The sequence below is a fragment of the Corynebacterium tapiri genome (assembly GCF_006334925.1).
In the GTDB taxonomy this organism is placed as follows: Bacteria; Actinomycetota; Actinomycetes; order Mycobacteriales; family Mycobacteriaceae; genus Corynebacterium; species Corynebacterium tapiri.
This window is the reverse complement of sequence record NZ_VDHJ01000001.1, coordinates 151,812-178,368: the sequence shown is the minus strand read 5'-3', so window position 1 is coordinate 178,368 and position 26,557 is coordinate 151,812. Positions and strand designations below refer to the sequence as shown.

24 protein-coding genes are annotated in these 26,557 nt (G+C 61.8%); 8 read left to right on the top strand and 16 right to left on the bottom strand.

Annotated features, from left to right (window positions below; all coding sequences use genetic code 11):
- Positions 1-98 precede the first annotated feature (98 nt).
- Positions 99-1,343 carry an NRAMP family divalent metal transporter gene (locus FHE74_RS00900; RefSeq protein ID WP_139464533.1) on the top strand — a complete coding sequence of 415 codons (1,245 nt, stop codon included), beginning with the start codon at positions 99-101 and terminating at the stop codon, positions 1,341-1,343.
- On the opposite strand, the gene FHE74_RS00895 is transcribed toward FHE74_RS00900, so the two are convergent.
- From FHE74_RS00895 to FHE74_RS00875, 5 genes are all read right to left on the bottom strand, one after another.
- Positions 1,340-1,954, bottom strand: coding sequence for a GntR family transcriptional regulator (locus FHE74_RS00895; protein WP_139464532.1), 615 nt, complete (start codon positions 1,952-1,954; stop codon positions 1,340-1,342). The two genes, FHE74_RS00900 and FHE74_RS00895, sit on opposite strands and share 4 nt — an antisense overlap.
- 24 nt (positions 1,955-1,978) lie before the next feature.
- Complete coding sequence (locus FHE74_RS00890) at positions 1,979-3,706, bottom strand: acetyl/propionyl/methylcrotonyl-CoA carboxylase subunit alpha (protein ID WP_139464531.1); 1,728 nt, start codon at positions 3,704-3,706, stop codon at positions 1,979-1,981.
- Positions 3,703-5,223, bottom strand: coding sequence for a 5-oxoprolinase subunit B/C family protein (locus FHE74_RS00885; protein ID WP_139464530.1), 1,521 nt, complete (start codon positions 5,221-5,223; stop codon positions 3,703-3,705). The genes FHE74_RS00890 and FHE74_RS00885 overlap by 4 nt, the downstream gene beginning before the upstream one ends.
- Positions 5,220-5,978: a LamB/YcsF family protein gene (locus tag FHE74_RS00880; RefSeq protein WP_139464529.1), complete on the bottom strand. Its 759-nt coding sequence runs from the start codon at positions 5,976-5,978 to the stop codon at positions 5,220-5,222. The genes FHE74_RS00885 and FHE74_RS00880 overlap by 4 nt, the downstream gene beginning before the upstream one ends.
- A gap of 122 nt (positions 5,979-6,100) precedes the next feature.
- Positions 6,101-6,862, bottom strand: a complete 762-nt coding sequence (locus FHE74_RS00875) for a creatininase (protein ID WP_139464528.1) — start codon at positions 6,860-6,862, stop codon at positions 6,101-6,103.
- A 61-nt stretch (positions 6,863-6,923) separates the two neighbouring features.
- Here FHE74_RS00875 and FHE74_RS00870 point away from each other — a divergent pair, with 61 nt between their 5' ends.
- Positions 6,924-7,670, top strand: a complete 747-nt coding sequence (locus FHE74_RS00870) for a spermidine synthase (protein WP_139464527.1) — start codon at positions 6,924-6,926, stop codon at positions 7,668-7,670.
- 3 nt (positions 7,671-7,673) lie between these two features.
- On the opposite strand, the gene FHE74_RS00865 is transcribed toward FHE74_RS00870, so the two are convergent.
- The 6 genes from FHE74_RS00865 to FHE74_RS00840 all read right to left on the bottom strand — a co-directional run bounded on the left by FHE74_RS00865 (position 7,674) and on the right by FHE74_RS00840 (position 18,264).
- Entirely contained in the window at positions 7,674-11,015 is a 3,342-nt protein-coding gene (locus FHE74_RS00865; protein ID WP_139464526.1) for a proline dehydrogenase family protein, read from the bottom strand.
- Positions 11,016-11,052: 37 nt separating this feature from the next.
- The gene (locus tag FHE74_RS10790) at positions 11,053-11,175 is read right to left on the bottom strand and encodes a hypothetical protein (RefSeq protein WP_281279378.1); all 123 of its coding nucleotides are present in this window, start codon (positions 11,173-11,175) and stop codon (positions 11,053-11,055) included.
- Positions 11,176-11,371: 196 nt separating this feature from the next.
- On the bottom strand, positions 11,372-12,457 hold the full coding sequence (gene nrfD, locus FHE74_RS00860; protein ID WP_139464525.1) for an NrfD/PsrC family molybdoenzyme membrane anchor subunit: 1,086 nt from the start codon (positions 12,455-12,457) through the stop codon (positions 11,372-11,374).
- Positions 12,457-13,446, bottom strand: a complete 990-nt coding sequence (locus FHE74_RS00855) for a 4Fe-4S dicluster domain-containing protein (RefSeq protein ID WP_139464524.1) — start codon at positions 13,444-13,446, stop codon at positions 12,457-12,459. Before FHE74_RS00855 ends, nrfD begins: the two co-directional genes overlap by 1 nt.
- Complete coding sequence (gene fdnG, locus FHE74_RS00850; protein ID WP_246049082.1) at positions 13,447-16,749, bottom strand: formate dehydrogenase-N subunit alpha; 3,303 nt, start codon at positions 16,747-16,749, stop codon at positions 13,447-13,449. It lies immediately after the preceding gene.
- 75 nt (positions 16,750-16,824) lie between these two features.
- A complete protein-coding gene (locus FHE74_RS00840) occupies positions 16,825-18,264 on the bottom strand; it encodes a GuaB1 family IMP dehydrogenase-related protein (RefSeq protein ID WP_139464521.1) in 1,440 nt (479 codons plus the stop codon).
- Positions 18,265-18,301: 37 nt separating this feature from the next.
- Between FHE74_RS00840 and FHE74_RS00835 the strand changes: the two genes are divergently transcribed.
- Genes FHE74_RS00835 through FHE74_RS00825 form a run of 3 tightly spaced genes read left to right on the top strand, consistent with a single transcriptional unit; the run spans position 18,302 to position 19,700 of the window.
- Positions 18,302-18,568 carry a hypothetical protein gene (locus FHE74_RS00835; RefSeq protein WP_139464520.1) on the top strand — a complete coding sequence of 89 codons (267 nt, stop codon included), beginning with the start codon at positions 18,302-18,304 and terminating at the stop codon, positions 18,566-18,568.
- Between the two features lie 22 nt (positions 18,569-18,590).
- A complete protein-coding gene (locus FHE74_RS00830) occupies positions 18,591-19,217 on the top strand; it encodes an MBL fold metallo-hydrolase (protein WP_139464519.1) in 627 nt (208 codons plus the stop codon).
- Complete coding sequence (locus tag FHE74_RS00825; protein ID WP_139464518.1) at positions 19,218-19,700, top strand: DUF3253 domain-containing protein; 483 nt, start codon at positions 19,218-19,220, stop codon at positions 19,698-19,700. It abuts the gene before it with no gap.
- On the opposite strand, the gene FHE74_RS00820 is transcribed toward FHE74_RS00825, so the two are convergent.
- Positions 19,689-20,204, bottom strand: a complete 516-nt coding sequence (locus tag FHE74_RS00820; RefSeq protein WP_180339634.1) for a DedA family protein — start codon at positions 20,202-20,204, stop codon at positions 19,689-19,691. The two genes, FHE74_RS00825 and FHE74_RS00820, sit on opposite strands and share 12 nt — an antisense overlap.
- Before the next feature lie 4 nt (positions 20,205-20,208).
- Positions 20,209-20,850: a biliverdin-producing heme oxygenase gene (locus tag FHE74_RS00815; RefSeq protein ID WP_139464517.1), complete on the bottom strand. Its 642-nt coding sequence runs from the start codon at positions 20,848-20,850 to the stop codon at positions 20,209-20,211.
- 195 nt (positions 20,851-21,045) lie between these two features.
- On the opposite strand from FHE74_RS00815, the gene FHE74_RS00810 reads away from it, so the two are divergent.
- On the top strand, positions 21,046-21,867 hold the full coding sequence (locus FHE74_RS00810; RefSeq protein ID WP_139464516.1) for a GDSL-type esterase/lipase family protein: 822 nt from the start codon (positions 21,046-21,048) through the stop codon (positions 21,865-21,867).
- A 30-nt stretch (positions 21,868-21,897) separates the two neighbouring features.
- Here FHE74_RS00810 and FHE74_RS00805 read toward each other — a convergent pair whose 3' ends face one another.
- Positions 21,898-22,941: a DUF418 domain-containing protein gene (locus FHE74_RS00805; RefSeq protein WP_139464515.1), complete on the bottom strand. Its 1,044-nt coding sequence runs from the start codon at positions 22,939-22,941 to the stop codon at positions 21,898-21,900.
- 221 nt (positions 22,942-23,162) lie between these two features.
- On the opposite strand from FHE74_RS00805, the gene FHE74_RS00800 reads away from it, so the two are divergent.
- Both FHE74_RS00800 and FHE74_RS00795 read left to right on the top strand, forming a co-directional pair.
- Positions 23,163-23,981 carry a hypothetical protein gene (locus FHE74_RS00800; protein WP_139464514.1) on the top strand — a complete coding sequence of 273 codons (819 nt, stop codon included), beginning with the start codon at positions 23,163-23,165 and terminating at the stop codon, positions 23,979-23,981.
- Between the two features lie 100 nt (positions 23,982-24,081).
- Positions 24,082-24,969, top strand: coding sequence for a polysaccharide deacetylase family protein (locus FHE74_RS00795; RefSeq protein ID WP_246049081.1), 888 nt, complete (start codon positions 24,082-24,084; stop codon positions 24,967-24,969).
- A 5-nt stretch (positions 24,970-24,974) separates the two neighbouring features.
- On the opposite strand, the gene FHE74_RS00790 is transcribed toward FHE74_RS00795, so the two are convergent.
- Together FHE74_RS00790 and ychF are read right to left on the bottom strand one after the other, a co-directional pair.
- Complete coding sequence (locus tag FHE74_RS00790; protein ID WP_180339633.1) at positions 24,975-25,373, bottom strand: SRPBCC family protein; 399 nt, start codon at positions 25,371-25,373, stop codon at positions 24,975-24,977.
- Positions 25,374-25,472: 99 nt separating this feature from the next.
- Positions 25,473-26,546 carry a redox-regulated ATPase YchF gene (gene ychF, locus FHE74_RS00785; protein WP_139464513.1) on the bottom strand — a complete coding sequence of 358 codons (1,074 nt, stop codon included), beginning with the start codon at positions 26,544-26,546 and terminating at the stop codon, positions 25,473-25,475.
- Positions 26,547-26,557 lie beyond the last annotated feature (11 nt).

The following is a 26,557-nucleotide window of genomic DNA, read 5'->3' as shown; positions in this document are numbered from 1 at the left end:
TACCCCCATTACCCCCTATATGACGCGGAATTGTTCAACGATTTATAGACTAACGCCCAAAAATATGGCCCACATCACTCACGAAAGACTCCCCCGACATGGATAACACCACCTCTGGCAAGCCCGCCGGGTCTAGCTCCGTGAACGCCGCGTCCGTCTTAGGCAGCAGCCGCTCGGTGGTACTCGGTGCCCTCTTCCTTATGGCAACCAGCGCGATCGGTCCCGGGTTTCTTACCCAGACCTCAGTCTTCACCGCGCAACTGGGGGCAGCGTTTGCCTTTGCCATTCTGATCTCGATCCTCGTCGACATCGCCATTCAGCTCAACGTGTGGCGGGTACTCGGTGTCACTGGTTTACGCGCCAACGAGCTAGGAAACCGCATCCTGCCCGGACTCGGCTGGCTCATTGGCGCCTTCGTCTTTGTAGGCGGGGCCGTGTTCAATATCGGCAACATCGCCGGAACCGGGTTGGGTACCAACGCCATGCTCGGCATCGATCCTAAGATCGGCGGCGCGCTGTCTGCAGTGATTGCCATCTTTGTGTTCCTCTCCAAGAAGGCCGGTGTGGCACTCGATCGCATTGTGGTGGCACTCGGCGCGATCATGATCCTGCTCATGCTCTACGTAGCCATCGTCTCCGCACCTCCTGTTGGCGAGGCATTAAAGCAGACAGTCCTGCCGGATCGCGTGGACTTTTTGATCATCACCACGCTCATTGGTGGCACCGTGGGCGGTTACATCACCTTCGCTGGTGCCCACCGCATGATCGACTCCGGCCTGACCGGCCCAGAACACGCCGGAGAGGTCACACGCGCCTCGATCCTCGGCATCATCGTCACGGGCGTTATGCGTAGCCTGCTCTTCTTGGCCATCCTGGGCGTGGTGGCCGGGGGTGTAACCCTGGCCAAAGACAACACCGCTGCGGACGCCTTCTACCACGCAGCCGGAGAGATTGGCCTGCGCATGTTCGGTGTCGTGCTGTGGGCGGCAGGGCTGACCAGCGTGATCGGCGCCTCCTACACCTCAATCTCGTTTATCACTACCCAAAACACCCCAGCCCGTCTGCGCAATCTATACACCGTGGCGTTTATCGCGGTGTGTACCGTTGCCTACCTAGTCCTTAATCAGGCACCTCAGGCTCTGCTCATCTTCGCCGGCGCGTTCAACGGGCTGATCCTGCCGATAGGCTTCGCCATGATCCTGTGGGTCATCGTTCGGCGCCGGGATTTGTTGCAGGGGTATCGCTACCCCACGTGGCTGATCGCGCTCGGATTCCTGGTGTGGTTACTGACCATCTTCCTGGGCGTGCGTTCTTTGGGAAGTCTCGGCGCCTTGTGGGGTTAACGCTGCCGCGACAACGTCCGCAACGTTTCTCGTAGTTGCTTCTCTAATTCTCCCGCTGCCCCGTCCCGTTGGCCCTCGGCCACGAGGCGGGCAATTTTTGCATTGTGCTCGACATACTCGACGTGAAAGTCCGGAGTTATGACCAGCTCGTCGAGAAACGCCAGGCGCATCGTTGCCAACAAGCGAGACATCAACTCGTTGAGCCAGCGGGAGTCGTGAGCAGCCACGATGTGTCGGTGAAACTCCTGGTTGGCGAGCGCTACGGCAGCAAGGTCACCAGTTTCGGCCGACTCCTGGGCGGAGTTGACGACGTTTCGTAGGAAGCGGGCGTCGAGAAGCGATCCAAAGCGTAGACCAGCAGGTTCGATGCTGAGGCGAGCACGGTAAACGTCCTGAATGTCCTCCACGCTTGGTGATGCCACAAAGACTCCCCGATTGCGCTCGCGCCGTACCAACCGTTCCTCTGCCAGCATGGCGAAGGCTTCACGCAGGGTATTACGCGAAACCCCGAGGGACTCGGCCAAGACGACCTCATTGAGCTTGGCCCCCGGTAGAAATTCGCCTTCCGAAATCAGCCGGCGCAGGGTGTGGGCAGTGGAACGGGCGCGCATAGAGCCTGATGCTAGCGCGGTGGCCTACTGAATTTCAGCGATAACCTGGCCGCGTTGGATGGCGTCTCCAGGCTCAATGCGGTGGTGCAGCCGGCCGGCAACCTTGGCTTTCACCGACGACTCCATCTTCATCGCTTCCACGACAGCGACTTCCTGCCCCTCGGCTACGTCTTCTCCTTCGGCAATGCTGTAGCTCACCAAGGAACCGGTCAAGGGCGACACCACGTCGCCGTCTCTAGGCTCATGCGCGCTCTCCTCCGCCGGCATGCCCTTGGCGCCATCGTTGAGGGAGGAAAACAAACTCTGCGGCAAGCCAAGAGTGTGCAGTTTGCCATCGATGTCCACGCTAATGTGCACGCGTTCGTCGTAGGCGCGCTCGATGTCGTCGTAACCCAGGTCTTTGCCTGGCACGTATTCCTTGTCTACCCAGTTGGTGTACACCTGCAGCGTCTCACCGTTGAAGGCGGAATTGCGCACGATGTCCTTGTGGAACGGAAGGACCGTCCGTACCCCGGTGATGGTCAGCTCATCGAGGGCGTCCTTGGCGCGGGCCAGAGCACCGGCGCGGTCGGGACCCCACACGATGATCTTGGCCATCAACGAGTCATATGTTCCCGGAATGACAGAGCCGGAGACCACCCCGGAGTCAGTACGCACGCCTGGGCCTGTGGGAGCCGCGAATTCGGCGACTTTACCCGGCGACGGCGCAAAGCCATGCGCCACATCTTCGGCGTTGATGCGAAACTCAAAGGCGTGCCCGGTCGTTGCTGGATCCTCAGCAAAGGAGATTTCCTGTCCGTCAGCGATGCGGAACTGCTCGGCAACGATATCTACCCCGGTCACCGCCTCGGTGACAGGATGTTCGACCTGAACGCGGGTGTTGACTTCCAGGAAGGACACCGTGCCGTCCTCGCTCACGATGTACTCGACCGTTCCCGCGGACTCGTAACCTGCCGCGCGACATATTTCCCGTGAGCCCTCAATGATCGCCCGCTCCTGTTCCGGGGTCAGAAAGGGAGCCGGGGCCTCCTCAATGAGCTTTTGATAGCGTCGCTGGACAGAACAGTCACGGGTGGACAGCACCCGCACATTGCCGTGGCGATCCGCCAGTACCTGGGCCTCCACGTGGCGCGGGCGCACGAGAAACTTCTCTACAAAGCACTCTCCACGCCCAAAGGCTTCCACGGCCTCGCGCCCGGCGGACAGAAACGCCTGCTCGATCTGCTCCCGTTCCCACACCACCTTGATGCCGCGGCCACCGCCGCCATAGGCCGCCTTGATGGCGATCGGCAATCCGTGCTGGTCCGCGAAATCCCGCGCTTGCTCCCAGTTATCGATCGGATCCGGCGTTCCCGGTGCCAGCGGAGCACCCACCTGCTGCGCCAGCGCACGTGCGGAGAGCTTGTCCCCTAGCTGCTCGATGACCTCGGGTGACGGGCCCACCCACGTCAACCCTGCATCGCTGACTTTGCGCGCGAAGTCGGCGTTTTCGGAGAGGAATCCATAGCCCGGATGGATGCAATCTGCGCCTGACCGTCGTGCCACAGACACGAGTTTTTCCTGGTCAAGATAGGTGTCCGCAGGCTTTACCCCCTCGAGAAGGTAGGCCTCATCTGCAAGCCGGGCGTGCAGGCTTTCGGCGTCGTTCTCGGCATACACCGCGATCGTGCGCATTCCCAAGCTACGGGCAGCGCGTATGATGCGGACGGCGATTTCACCCCGGTTGGCGATCAATACGGATTTTAAGTTCATAGCTTGAGTTCTCCTGAGGTATCGGAGTCAATGAGTTCACAGCGGAAAGCATCGCCAGGGCGAAGTTGGGCAGCCGCGTCCAGGTCTTCTGCGATAACAACGGCAGCAACGGGATAACCACCGGTGACGGGGTGGTCGCGTAAGAAGATCACCGGGTTGCCATCGCCGGGAATTTGGATGCTTCCGGCGACTACGCCCTCGCTGGGCAGCTCCTTATGAATCGCGCGCTCTAAGGAACGGCCGGCCAATCGCACCCCCACGCGGTTTGACGCTGGCGTGACTGTCCATTGGCGGGAGCACAACGCTTCTGCTCCGCCGACGATCCAGTCTGCGCGTGGACCAGCGATACAGCGCAGTACCGTGCAGGAGCGGGAGGGGTTGGCCACGGCATTGGCGGTATGCGCGATGTCGTCCGCCGCTGCGATCTGGCTGCCCGCCGTCAGCGGTGCTGGCCCCAGCCCAGAAAGCACATCGGTGCTTCGACTTCCCAGTTGCAGCGGGGCATCCACTCCCCCGCGCAGGGCTATGTAGGAGCGCAATCCGCCTGCGGGTTCAATCGCCACCACATCACCAGCTTTCACAACGAGCGGGGTGCCCAGGGAGGCGTCTTTATTGTTGAGCAGGACTCTTCCGCCGCCGGTCACCGCCAAACAGGCTTCCTTTTCCACGCGCAAGTTCATGCCCCCGACGTTCTCGATCGTGGCTGCCCGCGCCCAATTGCCGACTGCTTCGTTCGCCGCCCGGTGGGCTTCCCGATCCGCTGCCCCCGATTCAGTCACTCCCACATGTCCATGGCCTGCACGCCCAAGGTCTTGAATCAAGCTTTGCGCGCCAGCGTCCTCGATAGTCAGGATGGGGTCATTCACAATGGAGGAAGCAGAGCTTGTTTCTGTCTCCGTTCGCTTGTCGACGCTGCGGTAGCGCACCACATCGCCCGGCCCCACCAGCGCAGGAGGCTGGCGATCGCTGTCCCACATTGGGGTCAATGCTGTACCGATAAGCCGCCATCCCCCTGGGGAGGTGCGCGGATACACCGCGGAAAACGCTCCTGCCAATCCGACCGCTCCGGATGGAACTGCTGTGCGTGGCGACGAGCGCCGGGCAACTTCAAGACCATCTCCGTGAGAGGGCACGCAGTATGTAAACCCGGGGGCGAACCCACCGAATGCTCCGGTGAACTCGGTGGAGGTATGCCAGTCGATGAGTTCTTCGCGGCTCATCCCGAGCTCCTGGGCGACCTCATCCAGGTCCTCGCCGTCGTAGACGACATCGATTGTGACCTCTCGGGGTTGTGTTCGCTCGGTTTCGCGCGGGGCAAATGAGTCGAGTACCTGGCGCGCCGCCTCCACGTTGGCTGCTGAATCGAACGTCAGCAGGATCGTTTGAGCCGCCGCGACCGCTTCGACGGTCCCTGGGAGGGGGTCAGCAATCAGCGCGGCGTGCCAGCGCATGACAGTGGCGAGATCCGGCAGTTCAACAAGTAGGCCCCGGTTACCGGCGCGGTGAATACGTGTCATAGAACGCTCCGGATGCTCACGTCTTCGCGTTGTAGTGCGGCCACCACTGCCTCGGTCAATTGCACCGACGAGGGCGAATCCCCATGTACGCACACCGATTGCGCGCCCACGTGCAGCACTGATCCGTCGATAGCCACGATCGAACCGTCCTCAGCAATGCGTCGCACACGCTCAGCGACCGCCTCAGGATCGGTGAGCAACGCCCCAGGCGTTCCGCGCTTCACCAGCGAGCCATCGGGGTTGTACCCGCGATCGGCGAAGGCTTCGGCGATCACACTCAGACCGGCATGCTCAGCGACCTCCACAGCGACTCCCCCGGGAAGCAGCATGACGGCCAACTCGCGGTTGAAAGCGGCGATGCCATCGATGACGGCCTGAGCCTGGGCTCGGTGGTGGACTATGGCGTTATACAGCGCACCATGAGGCTTGACGTAACGCACGTCAGTTCCGTGTGCCCGGGCAAAGGCATCGAGCGCACCAATTTGATACAGCACCTCATCCGCCAACTCCGCCGGGTCATAGTCCATGAATCGGCGACCAAAACCGGCAGGGTCGTTGTAGGCCACGTGCGCCCCAATGGCCACACCTTGCTGCTCGGCGGTCTTCACCGTTGAGCTCATGGTGCGCGCGTCCCCGGCATGAAAACCGCAGGCGATGTTGGCCGAGGACACTAGCTGGAGCATCGCCTGATCGTCGGCGACAGGGTTGCCGGCTGTCGATTCGCCGAGATCGGCGTTGAGGTCGATGGTTGCCACGGGGGCTCCTCTCTCCGATGTCGCGGGGTAGCGGTGCTACGGATTGTTGAACAATCCCGATCATTTGAGGGAGAGAGTACCCCGGCGTCATCCGCGTGTGAAGCGGGTTACACCCGCGGGGGTCAGTGGCCCACGTCTAATCCCCATTCCTTTCGGCACAGCTGAGCGACCCCGTCGACAGCTGCGTCGGCAATGCGCTGTCCTTTGGCTGCGCTAGCGCCACGGGCACTCGCCAGACCACCATGTGCGGGAATGTCACCGGGCTTAAGGGGAATGCGGATGTAGTTAGGCGCATGAAAGCCCTCGTCACCTGGCAGTGCATCCTCGTGTACCGATTCGGGATCCAAGTGCATCATGAGGGAGGTTTCGGTTAGCGCTGCGTGCTCCAATTCCCAACCAGGAAACGGGCCATCGTCGAAAACGTCGCTGAGAACCTCAGCATCCACGCAGTCCCACCATGCCGTGGTTACCAACGAAACCTGCGAAGGGAACCGTTCCCCTACGAGGTACATCGCCTCCATGATCGCGGCGGTGTTCTCGTAGTGGGCATTCAAGATCAGGACCTTGGTGCAACCATCGGCAACAAGCTCGGTCAAAATGTCCTGGATAAGGACGGTAAGCGTGTTCAACCGCAAATCCAGCGTGCCAGGAAAGGTTGAGCCGCCACCCGAGTACGGCGCCGAGCGGTACCCGTACGCCAGGGTGGGCAGAACTAGCGCGTCCAATTCTTTCCCGACGCGCTCGGCCAGTTTGGTCGCGATCACCGAGTCGGTGCCCAGCGGAAGGTGCGGTCCGTGTTGCTCGAAAGATCCCACCGGAAGGATGACAACGCGCTCTACCCGATCCGCGAATTCCTGCCACGTCAAGTTTGCCGCCGCTACCATCCGTGCTTTTCTCCCCACTACTGTGACATGCTGACTTGCATGCAATTGTAAGCTGCCTCGCATGGGCAAAGGGAAGCCACGGGCACCGCGACGCGAGATCACCGGTACGTTTCCCATCACTACCGGGACTGCCCGTATCAGCGCAGACACAGAGCGCGACGGCGGTTATCTCCTGGAGATCAACAACGTCCCCTCGTCGTACGTCGTCATGGATGCCCCGCGCGTGCTCACCTTTGATTACATGCAGTGGATCGCGCGGATTTGTTCTTCCCGCCCTACGCCAGAACACACCGTTCACCTAGGAGGGGCGGCCTGCTGCCTACCCCGCTACTTCGCAGATATCTGGCCTGCGGCTCGCCACACCGTCGTAGAAATCGACGGTGAACTTGCCCGCTTAGTGGAGGACGCCTTTACACTGCCTCCTCGCACCTCCATGGTCATCAAAGAAGCTCGCACCGCCGCTCACGGTCTTGCACCTCAGGACGCCGACATTCTGGTGCGTGATGTCTTCGCTGGCCCCACGGTTCCCCGGCATCTGACCACCGTGGAGTTCTACTCCGCTGCCCACGCTGCTCTGCGGCCCGGAGGGTTGTACGTGGCAAACCTTGGAGACAAGGAGGGCCTGCCCGAAACTAGGGCCGAGATGGCGGGCCTCAAGGAGGTGTTTGCTCACGTCGGCGCGTTCGCTGAACCTGATGTTCTCGCAGGCCGCGCCTACGGCAACGTGGTCATCGCAGCCAGCGATGACCCGCTACCAGAATTCCTCAACCCGCTGCCCCACCTGAGTGGAGCAGCGCGGCACGACTAGCGCCTAGTCCAGATGCGCGACCGTGCGCAGCACGCCGAAGCGGTGCGAGGTCACCGAAACGGCCTGCTCCAGGAGCTGGTGCAGCAGTTCGCGGCGGCCGTCGGCAAGCACTGGCGAATCGAGGATGACGGATCCTGACTCCGCAGCAGCGCGGTACACCTCGTCTGCGACCGATCCCAAAGTCCGCACCCGCTGGCCCGGTGTCTGCGAGAGCGTGCGGGAGAACTCCTCGTCGCTGAGCGTGGTTACTCCCGGAATGTCCAGGGCGCTGGTGACCTCGAGCTCGCAGCCGGTGAGCATCGCCCCCATGCGCAAGCGCAGCAGGTCGCGCTGGCTCCAACCTTGGCCAAGGCGGACATGAAGCGCACCCAGTAGCGGGCGGTAGCGGAAGATATTGCGCTCACTGGCCAGAGCGGTTCGATCGTGCTCGCGACCGAACTCCTGGTCCCAGGCCTGAGCGTCGCGCTCGGCAGCTCGGCGCAGCCACAGAGCATCCGCCGCATCGAGCTCGCTCTCGGCCTTGCGCAAGAAGCGCTCGATGTCCGGGCGCAGGCTGACGTTGATGGGCTGCAGCTCGCCATCGCTCCAGGTACCCAGTTGCGCCACGTAATTGGGACCGCCGGCCTTAGCGCCTTGACCGATGACCGAGTTCTTCCATCCGCCGAAGGATTGGCGCTGCACGATAGCTCCGGTGATCCCGCGGTTGACGTACGCATTGCCCACCTCGACCTTGTCGATCCAGTGGGCAAGGGCATCGTCGTCAAGCGAGTGAATACCCCCGGTCAGGCCAAAGCCAGTGGAGTTCTGCCACTCGATGGCCTCGTCGAGGTCGCGGGCGTGCATCAGCCCCAAGACCGGGCCGAAGCACTCATTGCAGTGATACCACGATCCCGGCTTCACGCCGGTGCGGATACCTGGGCTGAACAGGAGGCCTTCCTCATCGAGTTGGCGAGGTTCAAGTAGCCAGGATTCGCCCTCGTCGAGCTGGGTAAGCCCGCGGCGCAGCTTCTCGCCTGGCGCCTCAATAAGCCCGTTCATTCGCGTTGACAGATCCGTGCCGTAGCCGACCTTGAGGGTTTTCGCAGCATCGACAAGCTGGGTAAGGAAGCGTTTCGACGTCCCCATGGAACCAACCAGGATGACCAGCGAAGCCGCCGAACACTTCTGCCCAGCGTGACCGAAGGCGCTGGCGATGACGTCAGCCACGGCCAAGTCCGGATCAGCCGCCGGGGTAACAATGATGGCGTTCTTGCCCGAAGTCTCGGCATTGATCTTGAGCTCGGGATCCCACGAACGGAACAGCGCTGCCGTGTCCGAGGCTCCGGTGAGAATCACGCTGTCCGCGCCGGTGACCACGGCCTTGCCGGCCTCTGACTCATCGGCGTTGATCAGCTGGAGGACGGATTCGTCGATTCCGTGCTTGCGCAGGCCGCGATGGATGGCGGCCACCGCAACCTCTGCACATCGCACCACCTGCGGAGCCGGCTTGATCACCACGGCCGAACCCGCGGCCAGGGCCGCAGTCATGCCGCCAACCGGGATGGCGACCGGGAAGTTCCACGGCGGAACGACGGAGACCAGCTCATGCGGAGTGAAGCGCTCGTCGAGCTCCCGGGCGCGAGCGGCGTAGTAGACCGCAAAGTCGATGGCCTCGGAGACCTCCGGGTCGGACTGGTCAACGGTCTTACCGGCCTCCTGCGCCATAACGCTCACCAGGTCACCGCGGGCATCTGCCAGCTCATCGGCGATCGTTTCCAGCACCTCTGCCCGGATATCACCAGAAAGTTGCGCCCACGCACGACCAGCAGCCCGAGCAGAGTCAATTGCGCTCTTGACCTGGGCAGGATCGCTAATCTCTGGGCTCTCCACCGCACCCGGATCGCGCTGTAGAGCTTCGATGGCCCACTGGCGGTTGGGCTCCAGCGACGGGTCAGTGTCCGGCTCGTTGCGGAAGCTGGTACGCGGGGCCTGGCGGCCAGTCTCTTCGAGCCTGTTTTGCTGGCGGCGCGGTTCAGCGCTCACCGCAGCCGCCTCGCGGATAGCCTGCCGGAATCGTGCCTCCTGGTCTGTGATGGCAGCATCACCCGGCGCGAACAGCGCATGCAGGAAGTTCTCCTCTGCTGCATTTTCTTCCAATCGGCGCACCAAGTAGCTCACTGCGACGTCGAAGTCCTCATCACGCACGACCGGGGTGTAAAGGATGAGGGAACCAAACGCCTCGTGGACTACCTTGGCCTGGCCCGGGCTCATGCCCTGCAGCATCTCTGCATCAACCTGGCGCAGTACGCCCCGCTCTTGGGCAATCTGATAGGCGCAGGCCAGGGTGAAGGTGTTGTGGCTAGCCACGCCCACACGCAGCACGTCAGCGTTCTCTTCGGTGAGGACCAGATCCAGCAGCCGCAGGTAATTCGCATCCACTTCAGCCTTGGTGGCGTACGGCGCCTGAGCCCAGCCGTGGACCTCGGCATCCACGCGCTCCATCGACAGGTTTGCTCCCTTAACGATGCGCACCTTGATCGGGGCTCCCCCGCGCCGCTTGCGCTCGTGCGCGAAGTCGATGAGCTTGTGCATCGCTGCCACGCTGTCTGGCAGATAGGCCTGAAGCACGATGCCAGCGTGGTAGCCCAGGAACTCGTCCTCGCTCATCAGCTCCGTGAACAGGCGCAGCGTCAGATCAAGGTCCTTGTACTCCTCCATATCGAGGTTGACAAAGGTCACCGGGTCGCTGTCCCGGCCGGCGCGATACAGGGGGCGCAGGGCCTCCTTAAGCCGTTCGAGGGAGCCTTCTTCGTCATAGTGGTTGAGCTGGGCGCACAGGCTAGAGGCCTTGACGGAGACATAGGTAACCCGCGGGTTGTTGATGATCTCCATGGTTTGCTCGGAGCGTCGTGAAGCCTCCCCGTCTCCTAGAACGGCCTCACCTAGCGGATTGAGGTTGAGTTGCTGCCCCTTGGAGGCGGCATCCTCCAGCAGCGCGTTGAGCGCGGGGCCCTCCGAGTTCAGCACCAGGTGCGACACCATGTGCTTGAGGCGCTTACGCGCCAGGGGCATGACGACGCCCGGAGCAACGTGGCTGGCCAGCGACCCCAGCCCCATCATCCCGCGGTTCAGCGAGCCGAGGAAAGCCGGCGGGGTTGGCATCTTGCGCAGCTCGGCGGCTGCCACGCCGTTGTCTTCAGGGCGGGCAACCCGGTCGACGAAGTCCATGGTGAAGGCAACGCCTCCGGGCTCGCGCAGGAGGCCGGAAAGCTGCTCTGTGGCTGAATTATTGGCGGAGTCGTCAGTGTGGTTCAGCCATTCGCGGCCCAGGCGGACGGATGGCTCGACAAGGTGATCAAGGGACATGTGTGGATCTCTCCTTCCAGGAACAAGAATGCGGGGCTTAGATCTTTGGTTCCTGGACCGGCGGGCGATCACCATGCGGCCGGGTGCGACGCAGCGCGCCAAACTGAGATTCCTCAACGATGAGCGCTCCCGGTTGGTAGAGCACACACGAACTCAGCATGGTGGGTGAGCTCCTTTACCTAATACATGCACCCCTGTGGTCAGTTACACCCCATACTTTGACTGTAAGACGCATCACATAGCAAGAAGTTTTAGAGGCCCTCTGTACGCAAATACCCCCGATACCGCTTATGAACAGCCAGTATCAGGGGTGTTTAGGGGGTAAATCTTACGGCGTGACAGCACCCACGAGAAGGCTAAGCGGTCGTGATCGAGTCTCCTGCACCCATCCGCTGCGCTAGTCGACGCTTCTGCGGCTCAATCACATACTTAGGATCCTTCGTGGATTCCAGTCCGGCCTCCAGCACTCCGAATCGGGTAAGGCAGGAAGCCCCGAGGAGTGCAGCGCCCGACAGCGCGGCGATCACGCGGTTCTTGCCACCTACCGCAGCTGCCACGCCGCCACCGATGACCAGGTACTCGGCCCAATGGAGAAGTTTGCCGGGTGCGCCCTGCTCATAGGGTTCGTAGGAGACCTCGTCCATCTGGCGCTGCATCGCCTTAGTGGCCGCTACGTCACCCGCTGCCCCAAGAACCGCAAACGCGCGTGCCGGGCCGGCCTGCTCGACCGGGGTCGTCAGCATCGCCAGCCCTCCGGAAGCTGCAGCCGCCGAGGAGACGAAGAGGAACGGTAGGTGACGACGCGCCTCATTCCAGGCCGGCACCGAAGTATCACCGAACAGCACCGCGGTGTAGACCGCGAGCGGGGCGCCCAAAACGCCATTAACGGCTGCCATCGGAGTGGAGGCAGCGTGCACCACCGTACGAACAGCATCCGGCAGGGGGAATCGGCGATCGGTGACCTCGTCAAGCTCGGCTGCGGCAGCGGCCACGGAGGTCGCCCCGAAGGTAGCCAACAGCCAGGAACCCCAGCTCATCGGCGAGGATGCCTTGAGCACGCGGAACATGTTAAGCGCGCGTAGGGGTCGGCCCAAGTCCTTGATCAGTGCCAGAGACCCCACGCCGGCCGCCGCCGCTGCGCTCATGCGGGTATTGCGACGCAGCTCATCTCGTCCCGTGGCCTCTGCACCTACGCTCAGCAAGGCCGATCCACCAGCGACTCCGCCCAAGAACAGGTACACCGCGATGGGCCACTCCCATGGCGGAGCCTTAACCACGGGCTTGCCGTAGTAGGACTCGAACTCGATGTTCGGGACCATCCGCTCTTCCCGGGAGCCATCCTGTGCTCCCGCTCCCCGACGACGACGCTTGGTCTTTGGCTTTGCGTCACGACGCCGCGGTTCCTGCGGTGGACGGTAGGAGTCAAAGTTCTGCGGGGGCATTAGCGACGTCCTCCCAATACAAAGCTGGTTGCTACGGCCGCCACCATTGCGGAAGCTGCCACCCCAGCGGTCTTGAGCATGCCGGGCAAATCCCGTGTGGGTACATGCGGGTCTGGCGGCAACCCGTAGACCTCCGGGTCGTCGAGAAGCAAGAAGATAGAACCGGTTCCGCCCACGCCATCAGCGCTGTTGGCACCGTACAGCCGAGCCTCGGTGCGCCCCTGCGCGTGGAGCTGACGCACGCGCTCGTGAGCACGCGCGAGCATCTCATCACGGTCGCCGAACTGAATCGACTCAGTCGGGCACGCCTTCTGGCAGGAGGGGGTCAGGCCTTCCTGCAGGCGGTCGTAACACATCGTGCACTTCTGAGCGACGCCGATGTTCTTGATCGGGGCGTGCTCGCCCGGGGTGAAGTCTTCGCCTTCGCGAGAGTCCCGCTTGAGCACTCCCCCGTCGCTGCGCCGCTCGATCACTCCGAAGGGGCAACCAGCCACGCACGTGCCACAGCCGTTGCACACGTCATCCTGAACGACGACGGTGCCGTGCTCGGTGCGGAAAAGAGCACCCGTGGGACACACATCCAGGCAACCGGCGTTGGTGCAGTGCTTGCACACGTCCGAGGACATCAACCAGCGGAACTGCTGCGTGTCACCTGGGGTGGCGGGCTCTGCTGCGGAGTCAGTGTGGGGCGTCACGCTCGGCATGCCCAGGCCCACCAGCTGCTTACCCGACTCGCGCGCAGCCGCCAGTCGCTCGGCGTTCTGCTCGATGAAGGCCACATGCCGCCACGTGCTCGCACCCAGAGCGGAGGTGTTGTCGTACGAATCACCGGTCAGACCGAAGTTGTCGGCCGGCAGTCGGTTCCACTCCTTGCAGGCCACCTCGCATGCCTTGCAGCCGATACACACGGAGGTGTCGGTGAAGAAGGCCTTGCGCTTGGTCGGTTGATAGCCAACGTGGCGCGGTGATTCTGTCAATGCATTAGACATCTACAGTTCTCCCGTCTGCTGGTCCTTGGTCTTTTCCACCTGGGCGTCATCATCAGCCGCGGGATCCGTAATCGGGCTTCCCGTCATACTGCGGTGACCGCGAGTTGCGTCTTCAGACAGCACCTGGGGCACACGCAGATTGCCAGACTCCTCGCTCAAGTTCGCGCGCCGCTGGTACTCCTTGACCATCTCCCACCGGTCCTCACCGCGTGGGCGACGACCAGCGATAATCTCGCACGCACCCACCTTGGACGCCTGGATCGAGGTGTTCGGATCCAGCGTGATTCCCAACAGGTCGTTCGGGCTATCGCCCGTGGCCGGAGAGTAAGGGCCATTACCGAAGTGGAAGGGAAGGCCAACGTTGAAGTATTCCTTCCCGTTGATCTTCATGTGCGGCATGCGCTCAGTCACCAGGACGCGCGCTTCGATCAACCCACGCGGGGAGATGATCGTTGCCCATCCAGCGTTCTCCAGACCACGCAGCTGGGCCAGGTCGGGCGAGACCTCACAGAACAGCTCCGGCTGCAGCTCGGCCAGGAATGGCAGCGCGCGCGACATTGCACCCGAGGTGTAGTGCTCAGTCAGGCGATAGGTGGTGAACACGAACGGGTAGACGTCATCACCAGGCTGGCCAGGCTCCGGGCGCGAAAGGTTTGCCGCACCCTTGAAGAACAACCTGGTCGGCGACTGCTGCTGCTCGTACAGCGCGTTGTCTACTGGGGATTCGTGCGGCTCATAGTGCGTCGGCATTGGCCCATCGACCATGCCGGTTGGCGCGAAGAGCCACCCCTTGCCATCGGGCTGCATGATGAAGGGATCGTTTCCGTCCAGAGCATCCGGGCCCACTGCACCCTTCTCCGGGTGCGTACCCGGAGCCAGGGTCGGCGGGAAGTCGACCACGTCGTTGCTCTCCCAGCGGCCTTGTTTTTCGTCCCACCAGGCGAGCTTCTTGCGCTCGGACCACGGCTTACCCTGCGGGTCCGCGGATGCGCGGTTGTACAGGATGCGCCGGTTCATCGGCCACGCCCAACCCCAGTCCAGGGCCATTTCTCCCTGCTCGGTACGCGGGGTCTTCTTGGCAGCACGGTTGATCCCACCGGCATAAACACCGGTGTAGATCCAGCAACCACCGGAGGTCGAACCGTCGCTACGCATCTGCCCGAAGCTATCGAGCAGCTGTCCCTTCTTCTCGCCGGCGAGATGGTAGCCGTTGATCTCCTTGAGCACGTCGGCGGCCAGGACCTCGCCGTGCTCGTCGAGAGCGTAATCCCAGGTCATGTTCTTCAGCGGCAGATCGCGGGGGTCGTCGGAATCCGCCACCTTGGCCTTGATGCGCTGGCCGAGCTCGTAGAAGAAGTCGAGCTCGCTCGTGGCATCGCCCGGGGCGTCCTTGGCCTTAAAGCGCCACTGCAGAAGCCGCTGCGTCTGGGTGAACGTTCCAGACTTTTCCACGTGGTTGGCCGCGGGCATGTAGAAGACCTCGGTCTCGATGTCTTCCGTCTTCAGCGCACCACTGAGGATCTCTGGAGAATCCTTCCAGAAGGTTGCCGTCTCGATCAGCTGGAAGTCGCGCACCACCATCCACTTCAGCTTGGCCAAGGCCGTGCGCTGCAGGTATCCGTGGGACTGGGCGACGGCCGGGTTTTGGCCGAAGACCATGTATCCATCCACACCACCGTCTTGCATGCGCTGGAGCGTGTGATAGGTCGACGCAGGGCCGGTCAGCTTAGGCAGCCACTCATAGCCAAAGTCGTTCTCCGGGGTCGCAGCGTCACCAAAGTAGGCCTTGAGCAGGGACACCGCGTAGGCATCTCCCTTTTGCCAGAAACCGCGCTGGTGCTTATCACCGATAGCGCCGAACCAATCCTCGATCGAGGACTCACCCACCGTAGGCATGGGGATGTAGCCCGGCAGAATGTGGAACAGCGTGGGGATGTCCGTAGAACCCTGGATGGATGCATGACCACGCAAAGCCATGATTCCTGAGCCTGGGCGTCCCACGTTGCCCATCAGCAGCTGCAAGATCGCGCAGGCACGAATGAACTGCGCGCCCAGCGTATGCTGCGTCCACCCCAGGGCGTAGGCAAACTGGGTGGTGCGCTCACGACCAGAGTTCTGGGCGATGGACTGCGCGAGGAATTCAAAGTCCTCGCGGGAGATGCCACAGGTCTCCTCGACCATCTCCGGGGTGTACCGGGAGTAGTGGCGCTTGAGCAGCTGGAACACGCAGTTGGGGTGCTCGAGCGTCTCGTCACGCTCGAACTCCCACTCGTGTGGCTCAGCGCCCTCTGCCTTCTTGTAGCTCCACGAGGACAGGTCGTACGTACCGGTTTCTTCGTTGAATCCCGAGTACAGGCCCGACAGGTCCTCGGTGTCCCGGAACTCGTCGTTCACGATCGTCGAGGCGTTGGTGTAGTTGAGCACGTAGTCCTTGAACCACAGATCGTTTTCGATCATGTACGTGATCAACGCACCGAACAGGACGACGTCGCTACCAGCGCGAATACCGATGTACTTGTCCGCAACTGCGGAGGTACGGGTGAAGCGAGGATCGACGTGAATGATGCGCGCGCCACGCTTCTTGGCTTCCATCACCCACTGGAATCCCACCGGGTGAGCTTCGGCCATGTTAGACCCCTGGATGACAATGCAGTCCGCATTTGCCATATCCTGCAGCGGCTGGGTCGCGCCGCCGCGGCCAAACGAGGACCCCAAACTGGGGACCGTGGCCGAGTGTCATATGCGCGCCTGGTTCTCCAGCTGAATCGCTCCAGCTGCGGTGAACAGCTTCTTGATCAGGTAGTTTTCCTCGTTATCGAGGGTTGCACCACCCAGGCCCGCCACGCCGAGCGTGCGGTTGACCCGGTTGCCGTCGTCGTCGGTGTCCTGCCATCCCTTACGACGTGCCTCGATGAAGCGATCAGTGATCATCTCCATCGCCGTCTCGTGATCGAGCTTGACCCATTCCGTGGACTTCGGCGCACGGTAGAGGATGTCGCTCACACGCGTATCGGAATTCACCAGCTGCTCGGAGGCCGAGCCCTTGGGGCACAGGCGACCACGCGAGATCGGGGAATCCGGATCACCCTCGATCTGGATGACCTTCTCATCCTTGACGTACACCAGCTGACCGCAGCCAACGGCGCAGTACGGGCACACACTCTTGACTACGCGGTCAGCTTCAGCGATGCGCGGGGCGAGCGTGCGAGACTTCTTTGACTTCGTAGACTCACCGCGCGCAAACGGATCCTTATTCTTGAGCTGGCGCAGAACTGGCCAGCCCAGGACGCTGTGACGAGACATACCCGTTAGCTTATAGGATGCTGGCAGCTCCCGCGCTCACTTGCCCGCCACTAGCATAATGCCAGCATAAGAGGCCTAACGCGTCGCGCGAGGCTTACCCTCCGCATAGCCGGCGGCTGACTGAACGCCTACCACGGCTCGCTCAGCGAACTCCGCGATGGAACCAGCTCCGGCGTAGGTGAAGGAAGAACGCACGCCCGACACGATGGAGTCGATGAGGTCCTCCACTCCCCCGCGGCCCGGCTGAAGGTAAATCTTGGCGCTGGAGATGCCCTCCTCGAACATCTCCCGGCGCGCCTTTTCAAAGGCCTCGGTAGCCGAGTTGCGCGACTCAACCGCGCGGTGCGATGCCATGCCAAAGGATTCCTTGTACTCGCGTCCGTCGCTATCGCGCATGAGGTCACCGGGTGACTCGTAGGTGCCGGCGAACCAGGAACCGATCATGACGTTGGAGGCACCGGCTGCCAGAGCCAGGGCCACGTCGCGCGGGTGGCGCACACCTCCGTCGGCCCACACGTGCTTGCCCAGCTTTTTGGCTTCATCGGCGCACTCCAGAACCGCGGAGAACTGCGGACGGCCCACGCCGGTCTGCATACGGGTGGTGCACATTGCGCCAGGTCCCACGCCGACCTTGATGATGTCTGCGCCAGCTTCGATGAGCTCGCGCACGCCTTCTCGGGTGACGATGTTGCCCGCGACAATCGGGACACCGAGCTCCAGAGCACGCACACGCTTGAGGGCGTCGATCATCGCGGCCTGGTGACCGTGGGCGGTGTCAATAACCAGCACGTCTGCCCCGGCCTCCACAAGGGTGCGGGCACGTCCCTCGACGTCGCCGTTGATGCCGATGGCGGCGCCGACGCGCAGGCGGTTTTCAGCGTCGACCGCCGGGGTGTACAGGCTCGAGCGCAGCGCACCGGCGCGGGTGAGAATGCCCAGCAGCGTGCCGTCTTCATCCACCACCGGGGCCAGCTTGCGCGAGGCCTTGGTCAGCCGTTCGAAGGCTTCCTTAGGTTCGAGCCCTGCCGGCAGGGTGGTCAGCTCGGTAGACATGAGCTCGCTGACCTGAGCGAAGTTGTCCACGCTGGTCAGGTCCTTATCAGAGATCATGCCTACCGGGCGATCATTCTCTGGGTTCACCACGATCGCTGCGCCATGCGCGCGCTTGTGCAGCAGGTGACGCGCATAACCGGCGGTGTGGTGAGGCTTGACGGTGATCGGGGTGTCGTACATCAGGTGGGAGCTCTTGACCTTCGCGATGGTCTCGGCCACGATCTCCGCGGGCACGTCCTGCGGGATGATGGTGATGCCGCCACGGCGTGCCACCGTTTCTGCCATGCGGCGACCAGCCACTGCGGTCATGTTGGCAACGACCAGCGGAATCGTCGTTCCGGTTCCGTCGCTAGTGTGCAGATCAACGGCCATGCGAGAGCCCACGGTCGACAACGACGGGGTCATAAAGACGTCGTCATAGGTCAGGTCGTAGGCGGGCCGGGAATCGTTGAAAAAACGCATGAGCACGATTCTACGTTGACCATTAGCATTCTCTTTCATGCTCAGCCTCTTACTCGCGACAACCTTCGGTTGCGGTGTGTTCATCGCCGCTGCGCACGTGGTCAATCGACGCTTTCTAGCTCCGCTTTACGACGTCCTGGCTAACCTCCTTGCGTTCATCTGCGCCACCGTGTCCTCGTACTTGTTGCGCGAATGGATCCCCATGGTCCTGGCTGCCACAGCTGTGGCGTGCTGGCTGCTGCTTGCCGGCAGAACCTATCGGGCCTACCGCGATGGAATTCCCGCAACCGGCCACCGCGCCTAGCTGAATATCTATGCTGGCAGGCATGAAGCTCACCCGCCGTTTTCATTCCTGCATTGAGATTTCCCAGGGAACAGACACCATCGTGATTGACCCGGGCTCCTTTGGGCCTCCCGAAAATCTGAGCTCAGTCGATGCTGTGCTGATCACGCACACTCACCCAGATCACATCGATGCCGATGCCCTGGCCAAGGCTTGCGAGGACAACCCCGAGCTGCAGGTTTATGGACCAACAGACCTCTCTGAGCTCACCTCTGTGCCGTTTACCACGGTTTCTGACGGCATGACTTTCGCGGTTGGCAGCATCTCCGTGCGGGTTGTGGAGCATCCTCACGCAACCGTAACGAGCTCCAAAGCCTTGCCGCCCAACTTTGGGTTCATCTTCGACGAGCGCATTTTCCACCCCGGCGACGCTTTTCCCGCGCTGCCGGGCATGGAGCTGACGTGCGTTCCCGTTAGCGCCCCGTGGCTTCGCATGACGGACGTGGAGGACTTTCTGCAGGCCAACCTTCCTCGGACTTTCGTGGGCGTCCACGATGGCATTGATAATGGGAACGGCAGGAAGCTTCGGCGGGGATTGCTCCAGGCATTGGCCGATGAGTATGGAGTCGCCTATCTACCACTCGAACCCGACCAGGCGGTGGAGGTCTAAATGACCGAACGCACCCCTGATGGTCGTTACATCGTGGTCAATGGGCGTCGATGGCGTGCGAGCGACCCAGACATTCCTCAGAGCCTGAATTCGCAGCTCGTCAAAGAACTCATGCGGGCACGTCGAGCTGTCAAGGACCGCGGGGATGAGGCCCGCTTCCTGGTCAATGATGCCAAGTTTGCCCTTGGCGAGCGCGGGGAACCGTGGTGGGAGGCCACCCCAGATGGGCAACGCACCCGGTTGAGAGCAGCAATTCTGACGCTGCTACGCCACCGGAATCCCAAAACGATCTGCCCGTCCGAGGCAGCCCGAGTGGTGGGCGGGGATGACGGCTTCCGCCCACTTATGGACATGGCCCGGGAAGTAGCAGCCGAACTTGCCGCAGAGTCACTCATTGAGGTCCAGCAGAAGGGCGAGGTAGTGGATGCGTCCGCTGCCAAGGGGCCAATCCGGCTCGCGCCCGGCCCCCAGCTAGAGCGTTAACTCCTCCTTGGCAGGCCCGCGGGTGCGGCGCCACCAGCGGATGGTCAGCGCTGCGACCAGCACCACGAAGATGATGGCGAGCAGTGGCCACCACTGCCCCGCCATCGCAGAAATCAACGCGGCCCACGCAGCAAATCCGATTGTGCTGTAGATAGTGGCCCACGCTGCCACACCAGGCAGTTGAGCAATGGTGAAAACGCTGTAGCGCATCATTGTCAGCCCGGCTGCGACCAAGATCGCTGTTTGCAAGCCCACGGTGAGGTAACACAGTGAGACCGCCAGCGGTCCGACTCGATGGAGAATCTGTCGGCCGCGCGAGTTCCCCTCGGCTTGGAGCCATTCTGCGGTGCGCTGCCACCACTTCGGCCCCTGGGACTTGCGCCCGACCGCGCTTCCCACGGCCAGCCGCGCCAAGCCATAGGTGGCCTGGCCACGGAGGAATCCGACTACAAAGAGCAGACCCCAGGCAGCCCAGAAGGGATAGCCGTTAACCAATTCATCCATAGGCTTACATCTTTACACCGGCAAGCACATGTGCCTGACCGGCGGATCCATCTAGTTGGGCAAATACTGCTTGGTTAAAGCGGAACCCGTCTGCGGCGGCGTGCAGGATCGCGTCGCGCTGGGAAGCGGAAAGTTCCAGCGCATCCAGGCGGTCGCGGTAGGCGTCTTTGAACACTTTGGGCTTAGGAATGTCAGCAAACCGGTAGAAGTTCAACACCTCGTCGGTGGCGCCGTAGTGGCGCTTGAGCATGGTGGCAATGATCTGGCCACCAGAGAGGTCGCCGAGGTAGCGAACATAGTGATGGCCTACCAGCTCTGCGTCCGTGGCTACTTCCAGGGCGCGGACATACTCCTGGGTAGCGGGGAGGACTGGTACGGATCCATCAAGTTGGGTTACGTCTTGCTGGAGTGCGAAGAGACGTCGCAAAGCGGGATCATCTACTGCCTGCACCAGCGGACTGGCGGCGAGCTCGTCGAGGCGCTGCTCCATCGCGGTATACACCGGAAGCAGCTGCTGGGCGAGCGCGGACCAGGAGCCCAGGCACGCGCCCCCGGAAACGAGATCAGACATGAACGTGGACTGTTCGGCTTCTTCGTGAGCCTGAGCAGTGCTTTCTTTGAGGGCCCGCGCGAGCGAGTATTCCATAGTCACACACCCCTTGAGATCAACTTAGGTTAGGTTGCCCTAACCCTACGTGGATCGAAAAAGTTTCCCATCAACCAAAAAGTTGATTTGGGGGGCTAACATCACAGTGACGTCCGACGTTAAAACCATTAGACTCTCACAAAGTACTGTGACTGTCTGCCGTGCTTCCCCAACCCCCGATAGAAGAGGAAACGTATGTCTCGTCTGCCCCGCACTCTTGCGGTTCTCGCCGCCTCCGCAATGGTGGCCACCGGTGTCGCTGCTGCTCCCCTAGCCTCGGCCGCCTCGCATGGTGCAGTCGTAGTGGGCGATTCGATCCCCGCCAATCCCACCTTTGTGGACTACTTCGGTGGCAAGGGGTCCTCTGTACCGGGTGCACGCACCAACAACGCAGGTTGCGGTGCTGATGGGGAATTCCCCCGCAACTTCGGGGCTGCAGCTGGCATGCCCACCTCGGATTACTCCTGCCCCGGCGCTTCGTACCTCACCGGTGGGCAGCACGTAAAGGACCTGCTGGGCCGCGCCGCTGCGCAGGGTGATCTCAACCCCTCTACTCGCGAGGTCGTGCTCTTCGCCGGCGCCAACGACGTCTGGCCAAAGGTGCTTAACGGCGGTTCCCTGCCCGATGCCCAGAACGCACTCAAGGGTGCGATCGTGGACGCAGTCAATACCGCGCGCCACTTCGCTCCGAACGCTGAAGTCAAGGTCGTGGGCTACCCAGAGATCGCCCCCAACGGCTCCGTGTGCCCGATGCGCCTGGCTCCGGGCAGCTCCGCTCCGGTACCGGCTCAGGTGGTCACCGACATTGAGAACGCGGTCCAGTGGGCCGCTGTTGATGCAGCTCGCGAGACCGGCGCCACCTTTGTGGACTCCAAGCCGGTCACTCGCGGCCATGGCATCTGCGGCGAGCAGCCGTGGATGGCCGGCATCATCGACGCTGGCATGAATTACAACATCCCGCTGCACATGTCGCTGGACGGCATTCGCGCGGTCGGACACAACGCGGGCGCAGCCTAAGCCCCCGCCCCGCCCGCGCTCTTCGACTTACTAAGCGCGGGCGTGCTTTGCAGAAGTGGCCTTTCCCCAGGTGATGCGACGCCACACTCGCTCCAAGGGCCCCTGGCCGAAGTTGCGTAGCCAGATCGTGGAGATTGCCCACTGGATGCCCAGCAGGACGATGCATCCGAGCCACACAATCATGGTTTGCGTGCTGTTTAGGCTGATGAAGTCATCCATCGACAACGTGAATCGAATGGCGATGGGGTTAGCACCCACCCAGAAATGGGTCAGATGCATGACAATTCCGATCGCGGAGAGAACGATCGTGGCGCTCACATAGTTGGTCAGAGCCATTCGCCCCAAGGGAGTGAAGAAGGCAACCAGCGCGCGACGCAACGGAGTATGCAGCAGCGTGGCCATCAGGCCAATGTAGGCAGCGGCCGTAAAGAATCCTGCAACCGCAGAAGATGTGGAAAAGCCGGCATTGAGCGGATCCCTCATCTGCCACATAATCATGGGGACTGCGATTACCGCGGCCACGGCGGTCAGCAGCAATCCAAATCGGGGGCTATCTTCCAACAGCTCGAGGAAGTTAGTGTGCGCCAAGCCAAAACCGAGCGCGAAGAGTCCAGGAATGAGCGCCATTCCGCCCGACTCTAGGCCGAGAATCAAGAGTACGGCACCCAAAACGATCGGTACCGGAATCTGTAGTCGTTCCGGGAGGAATGTCAACGGCACCAGCACGATGAACCCGAAGATCGCATATGGGAGCAAAGCCTCTCCTGGATAGATGGCCGTATGAACCAGACCCAAAACCAGAAGTGCACCGAGACGGCGCACCAGCGCCCCACGGGGGTTAGCCAAACCTCGTCGCTGCGCTGATCGGACAACCAACGCAAAGCTGATTCCGAAGAGGAATGAAAAGACTGGGAAGAAGCGCTGCTGGATCAGCAGGTTCAACCAGACGTGCGCTGATGTCTGCCCTCCTGCGAAGACGCCCAAAAGCGTAAATACGTTAGTGAGAAGAATGCCGCTCAGTGCAAAGCCGCGAATGACATCGAGACTGACGAGCCTAGTAGGGGTGTTGCTCATGGCCACTATTTTTAGTGAATTCACAGACACAAGTCCAGCCAAAATGCCTGCTTAGGGGATATTTCCGGGTCGCCCCTGAGTGCGCGGGGCCGGCACTGTCAGGGGTCTCCCTGAGAGCACTAAGCCCCAACCAATTGTTAGGAAATTGAAAGCGAAGATGCCTTTCAGGAAGCCAGCTCGCTCGCTAGCCTAGGTTAGGCATACGACCCACCCGAAAGGACGTGATTGCGGTGTACGACCAGTACCCGTCCCATCCCGAGCAGCCTGGACAGTACCCGGCCGCGCCACCCGTACATCGCAAGCCGGAGGTCTTCGAGTCCATCGGAGCAGGATTCAAACTAGCTCTACGCAACAAGCTGCTGTGCATTGGCGCAGTCTTGGGATTTGTCCTGGCATTTTCCCTGATCATATTTGGGATCGGGTTCTTCTTCGCGTGGAAGAGCGGCGGAAATTCCGCGGAAGTAGGCACCGCGGAGTACCAAACCACGCTGAACATAGTCTCCACAGTAATCACGCTGCTCTTTAGCCTTCTGTACCCATTCGCCTACTACGGAGCAGTGCGTATCGTGGACGCAAACGGCAAGATCGACGGCGGCGAGCCCTTCCGCCCGCCGCATTTCAAGGACACCCTGCTGGCGTCTCTTACGCTGACAGTTCTTAGCATCGTGATTACTGGCCCTCTTGCCTTCACCGGCCCCAGCAAGTTAATTGCCCTGCAGATAGTGTCGTTTGTGCTAACGATCGCGCTGTTCTTCCTTTACCCATTCATCGCTTTCTGGCCTTACGCCGCTAGCGCTGGCTATGGATTCCAGGGCGGATTGAAGGAATCGATCGCAATCGGCAAGCGCCACTACTTCCCCATTTTGGGACTGGCCATCATGCTTGCACTGATCACTTTCGCCATGACGATTCTCGGTATTATCACTCTGGTGCTATGGCTGGTGACCATTCCGCTCGCAATGTCCGTCACCTGGATCGCCTACGCCTACTTCTTCCGAGCAGCCAGCACTCCGCGTCAGGCCATCACCCCGTTGAGCTAAAGTCTCAAACGCCCGCACAAGACCGCCACCCCGCGGCCACCCGGGGTTAGGCGGTCTTTTTTGCTGCACGCATAATTCAAGGAGTTGAAAGGACTCCTCAGTGTCTAAGAAAGATTCCCGTCCAATAAGTCGTCGCCATCTGCTCGGCGTCGCAGCCGGAACCTGCCTTGGTGCAGGTCTGACTGCCTGCGTCTCCCGCGGTTCACAAACACCCGCAGAAACGGCGGCGCCGCCGGCGTCACCTGATGCTCCGCAATCGTCGACAAGCCCGACCCCTCCACCGCCGCCACCCACGCCGCAGGAAATGGTGGCGGATCTGCACGGGCGAGCACCCGCTGCGTGGGGTTTGGACATCGCGGGGATCGAGACGCACGTGCGCACCACCCCAGGCGTGCGCACTCTTGCACTCACGTTCGATGCTTGCGGCGGACCGCACGGTTCTGGGGTCGATCACACGCTTCTCGACGCCCTGCGGTCTACCCAGACGCCCGCCACCCTGTTTATTAATCAGCGATGGGTAAAGGCGAATCCTGAACTCACCCGAGAGTTGGTGGCTGACCCGCTGTTCTCTATTCAAAATCACGGCACCAGCCACAAGCCCTTGTCAGTAACCGGGCAAGCTGCCTACGGCATTGCTGGCACTGAGTCGCTGGATGCAGCGCTTGAGGAAGTAGTGGGCAACCGCGACCTCCTGCAGTCCGAGTACGGAAACCACTGCACGTGGTTCCGCTCCGGTACGGCGCACTACGACGACGTAGCCATTGAAATGTGCCGCCGCATTGGCGTGAGGATCGCGGGATTTGCCACCAACATGGACGGTGGCGCGACGTTTACCCAGCAGCAGGTGACATCCAACCTGATGAGCGCTCCCGATGGAGCAATCCTCATCGCGCACATGAATCAGCCCTCCGCCGGCACCGGAGCCGGTGTAGCTGCCGCCTTAGGGCCGTTGCATGCCCAGGGTGTGCGGTTCGTGCACTTGGGGTAGTTCCGCTAGGACTCAATTATCGCCTTTAGGCGCCCCAAGTCCTCCCGGACTGCGCGACAATCGCGCTCAAAGTCTTCGTCGCTCATGCCTCGCTGGCGGATAGTAAAGACCACCTCAGCACCGCTAGGGTGAGCTATAACGCGCAAGGGGTTTGTGACGGTTTCACCCGTGGGCAGAATGACGTCGTGGTCGATCACTCCCAAGTCGTTGCTCGGCACGAATCTGACGCGCACCTCCCCCATCGGCGAAGATACCACCAGGTCATCGCCGTCGTAGCGGACCTCGTCCTCTGCAAGCCCATGAGCCCACAGGCTCAAATTCTTCGGACGCGAAGCGAAGTCGTAGACGCGTTTCGGGTCAGTGTGAATGACGCAGCTGATGTGGCGGCTTGGGTTAATGGCCATGCGTTGAGCGTAGCAATGCTCTTCCCCTCACCCGCACACAGAAAAAGGGACATCCTCACGAATGCCCCTTCTTTTAGACGTGCTATTCGGCCCGGAAAATTAGACGTTAAACCGGAACTCCACCACGTCGCCGTCAGCCATGACGTAGTCTTTGCCCTCCTGGCGCACCTTGCCGGCGGCCTTGGCCTCGGCCATGGAGCCGGCGACGTCGAGGTCGGCAAACGAGACGATCTCGGCCTTGATAAAGCCTTTCTCAAAGTCGGTGTGGATCACGCCGGCTGCCTGCGGAGCAGTGTCGCCCTGGTGGATGGTCCAGGCACGCGACTCCTTCGGCCCGGCCGTCAGATAGGTCTGCAGACCGAGCGTCGCAAAGCCAGCCTTCGCCAGGGAGTGCAGGCCCGGCTCGGTCTGTCCCACGGACTCCAGCAGCTCCTGCGCCTCCTCTTCATCGAGCTCCAGGAGCTCGGTTTCGGTCTGCGCGTCGAGGAAGACGCAGTCGGCCGGAGCAACGAGCTGGCGCAGCTCCTCCTTCTTGGCTTCGTCGGTCAGCACGGCCTCATCGGAGTTGAAGACGTAGAGGAAGGGCTTGGCCGTCATCAGGTGGAGGTCGCGCAGTAGGCCAAGGTCGGCGTCGCTGCCGAAGAGGGTGCGGTCATCCTCCAGGATAGCCTGGGCCTTCTTCACCTCCTCGACAACGGCACCGAGCTCCTTGTCCTTGCGCGCTTCCTTCTCCAGGCGCGGCAGGGCCTTTTCCAGAGTCTGCAGGTCGGCCAGGATCAGCTCGGCGTTAATCGTGGCGATGTCCGCGCTGGGGTCGACCTTGCCGTCCACGTGGACCACATTGTCGTCGCCAAACGCACGAACGACCTGGCAGATGGCGTCTGCCTCACGGATGTTAGCCAGGAAGGCGTTACCCATGCCCTCGCCCTCGGAGGCACCGCGGACGATGCCGGCGATGTCAACGAAGGAGACGGTGGCCGGCAGGATGCGCTCGGAGCCGAAGATCTCCGCCAGGCGGGTCAGGCGGGCATCCGGAAGCTCAACGAGGCCAACGTTCGGCTCGATGGTGGCAAACGGGTAGTTGGCCGCCAGCACATCGTTACGGGTCAGGGCATTGAACAGGGTGGACTTGCCCACGTTGGGCAGGCCGACGATTCCAAGAGTAAGGCTCACAACCCGCAATG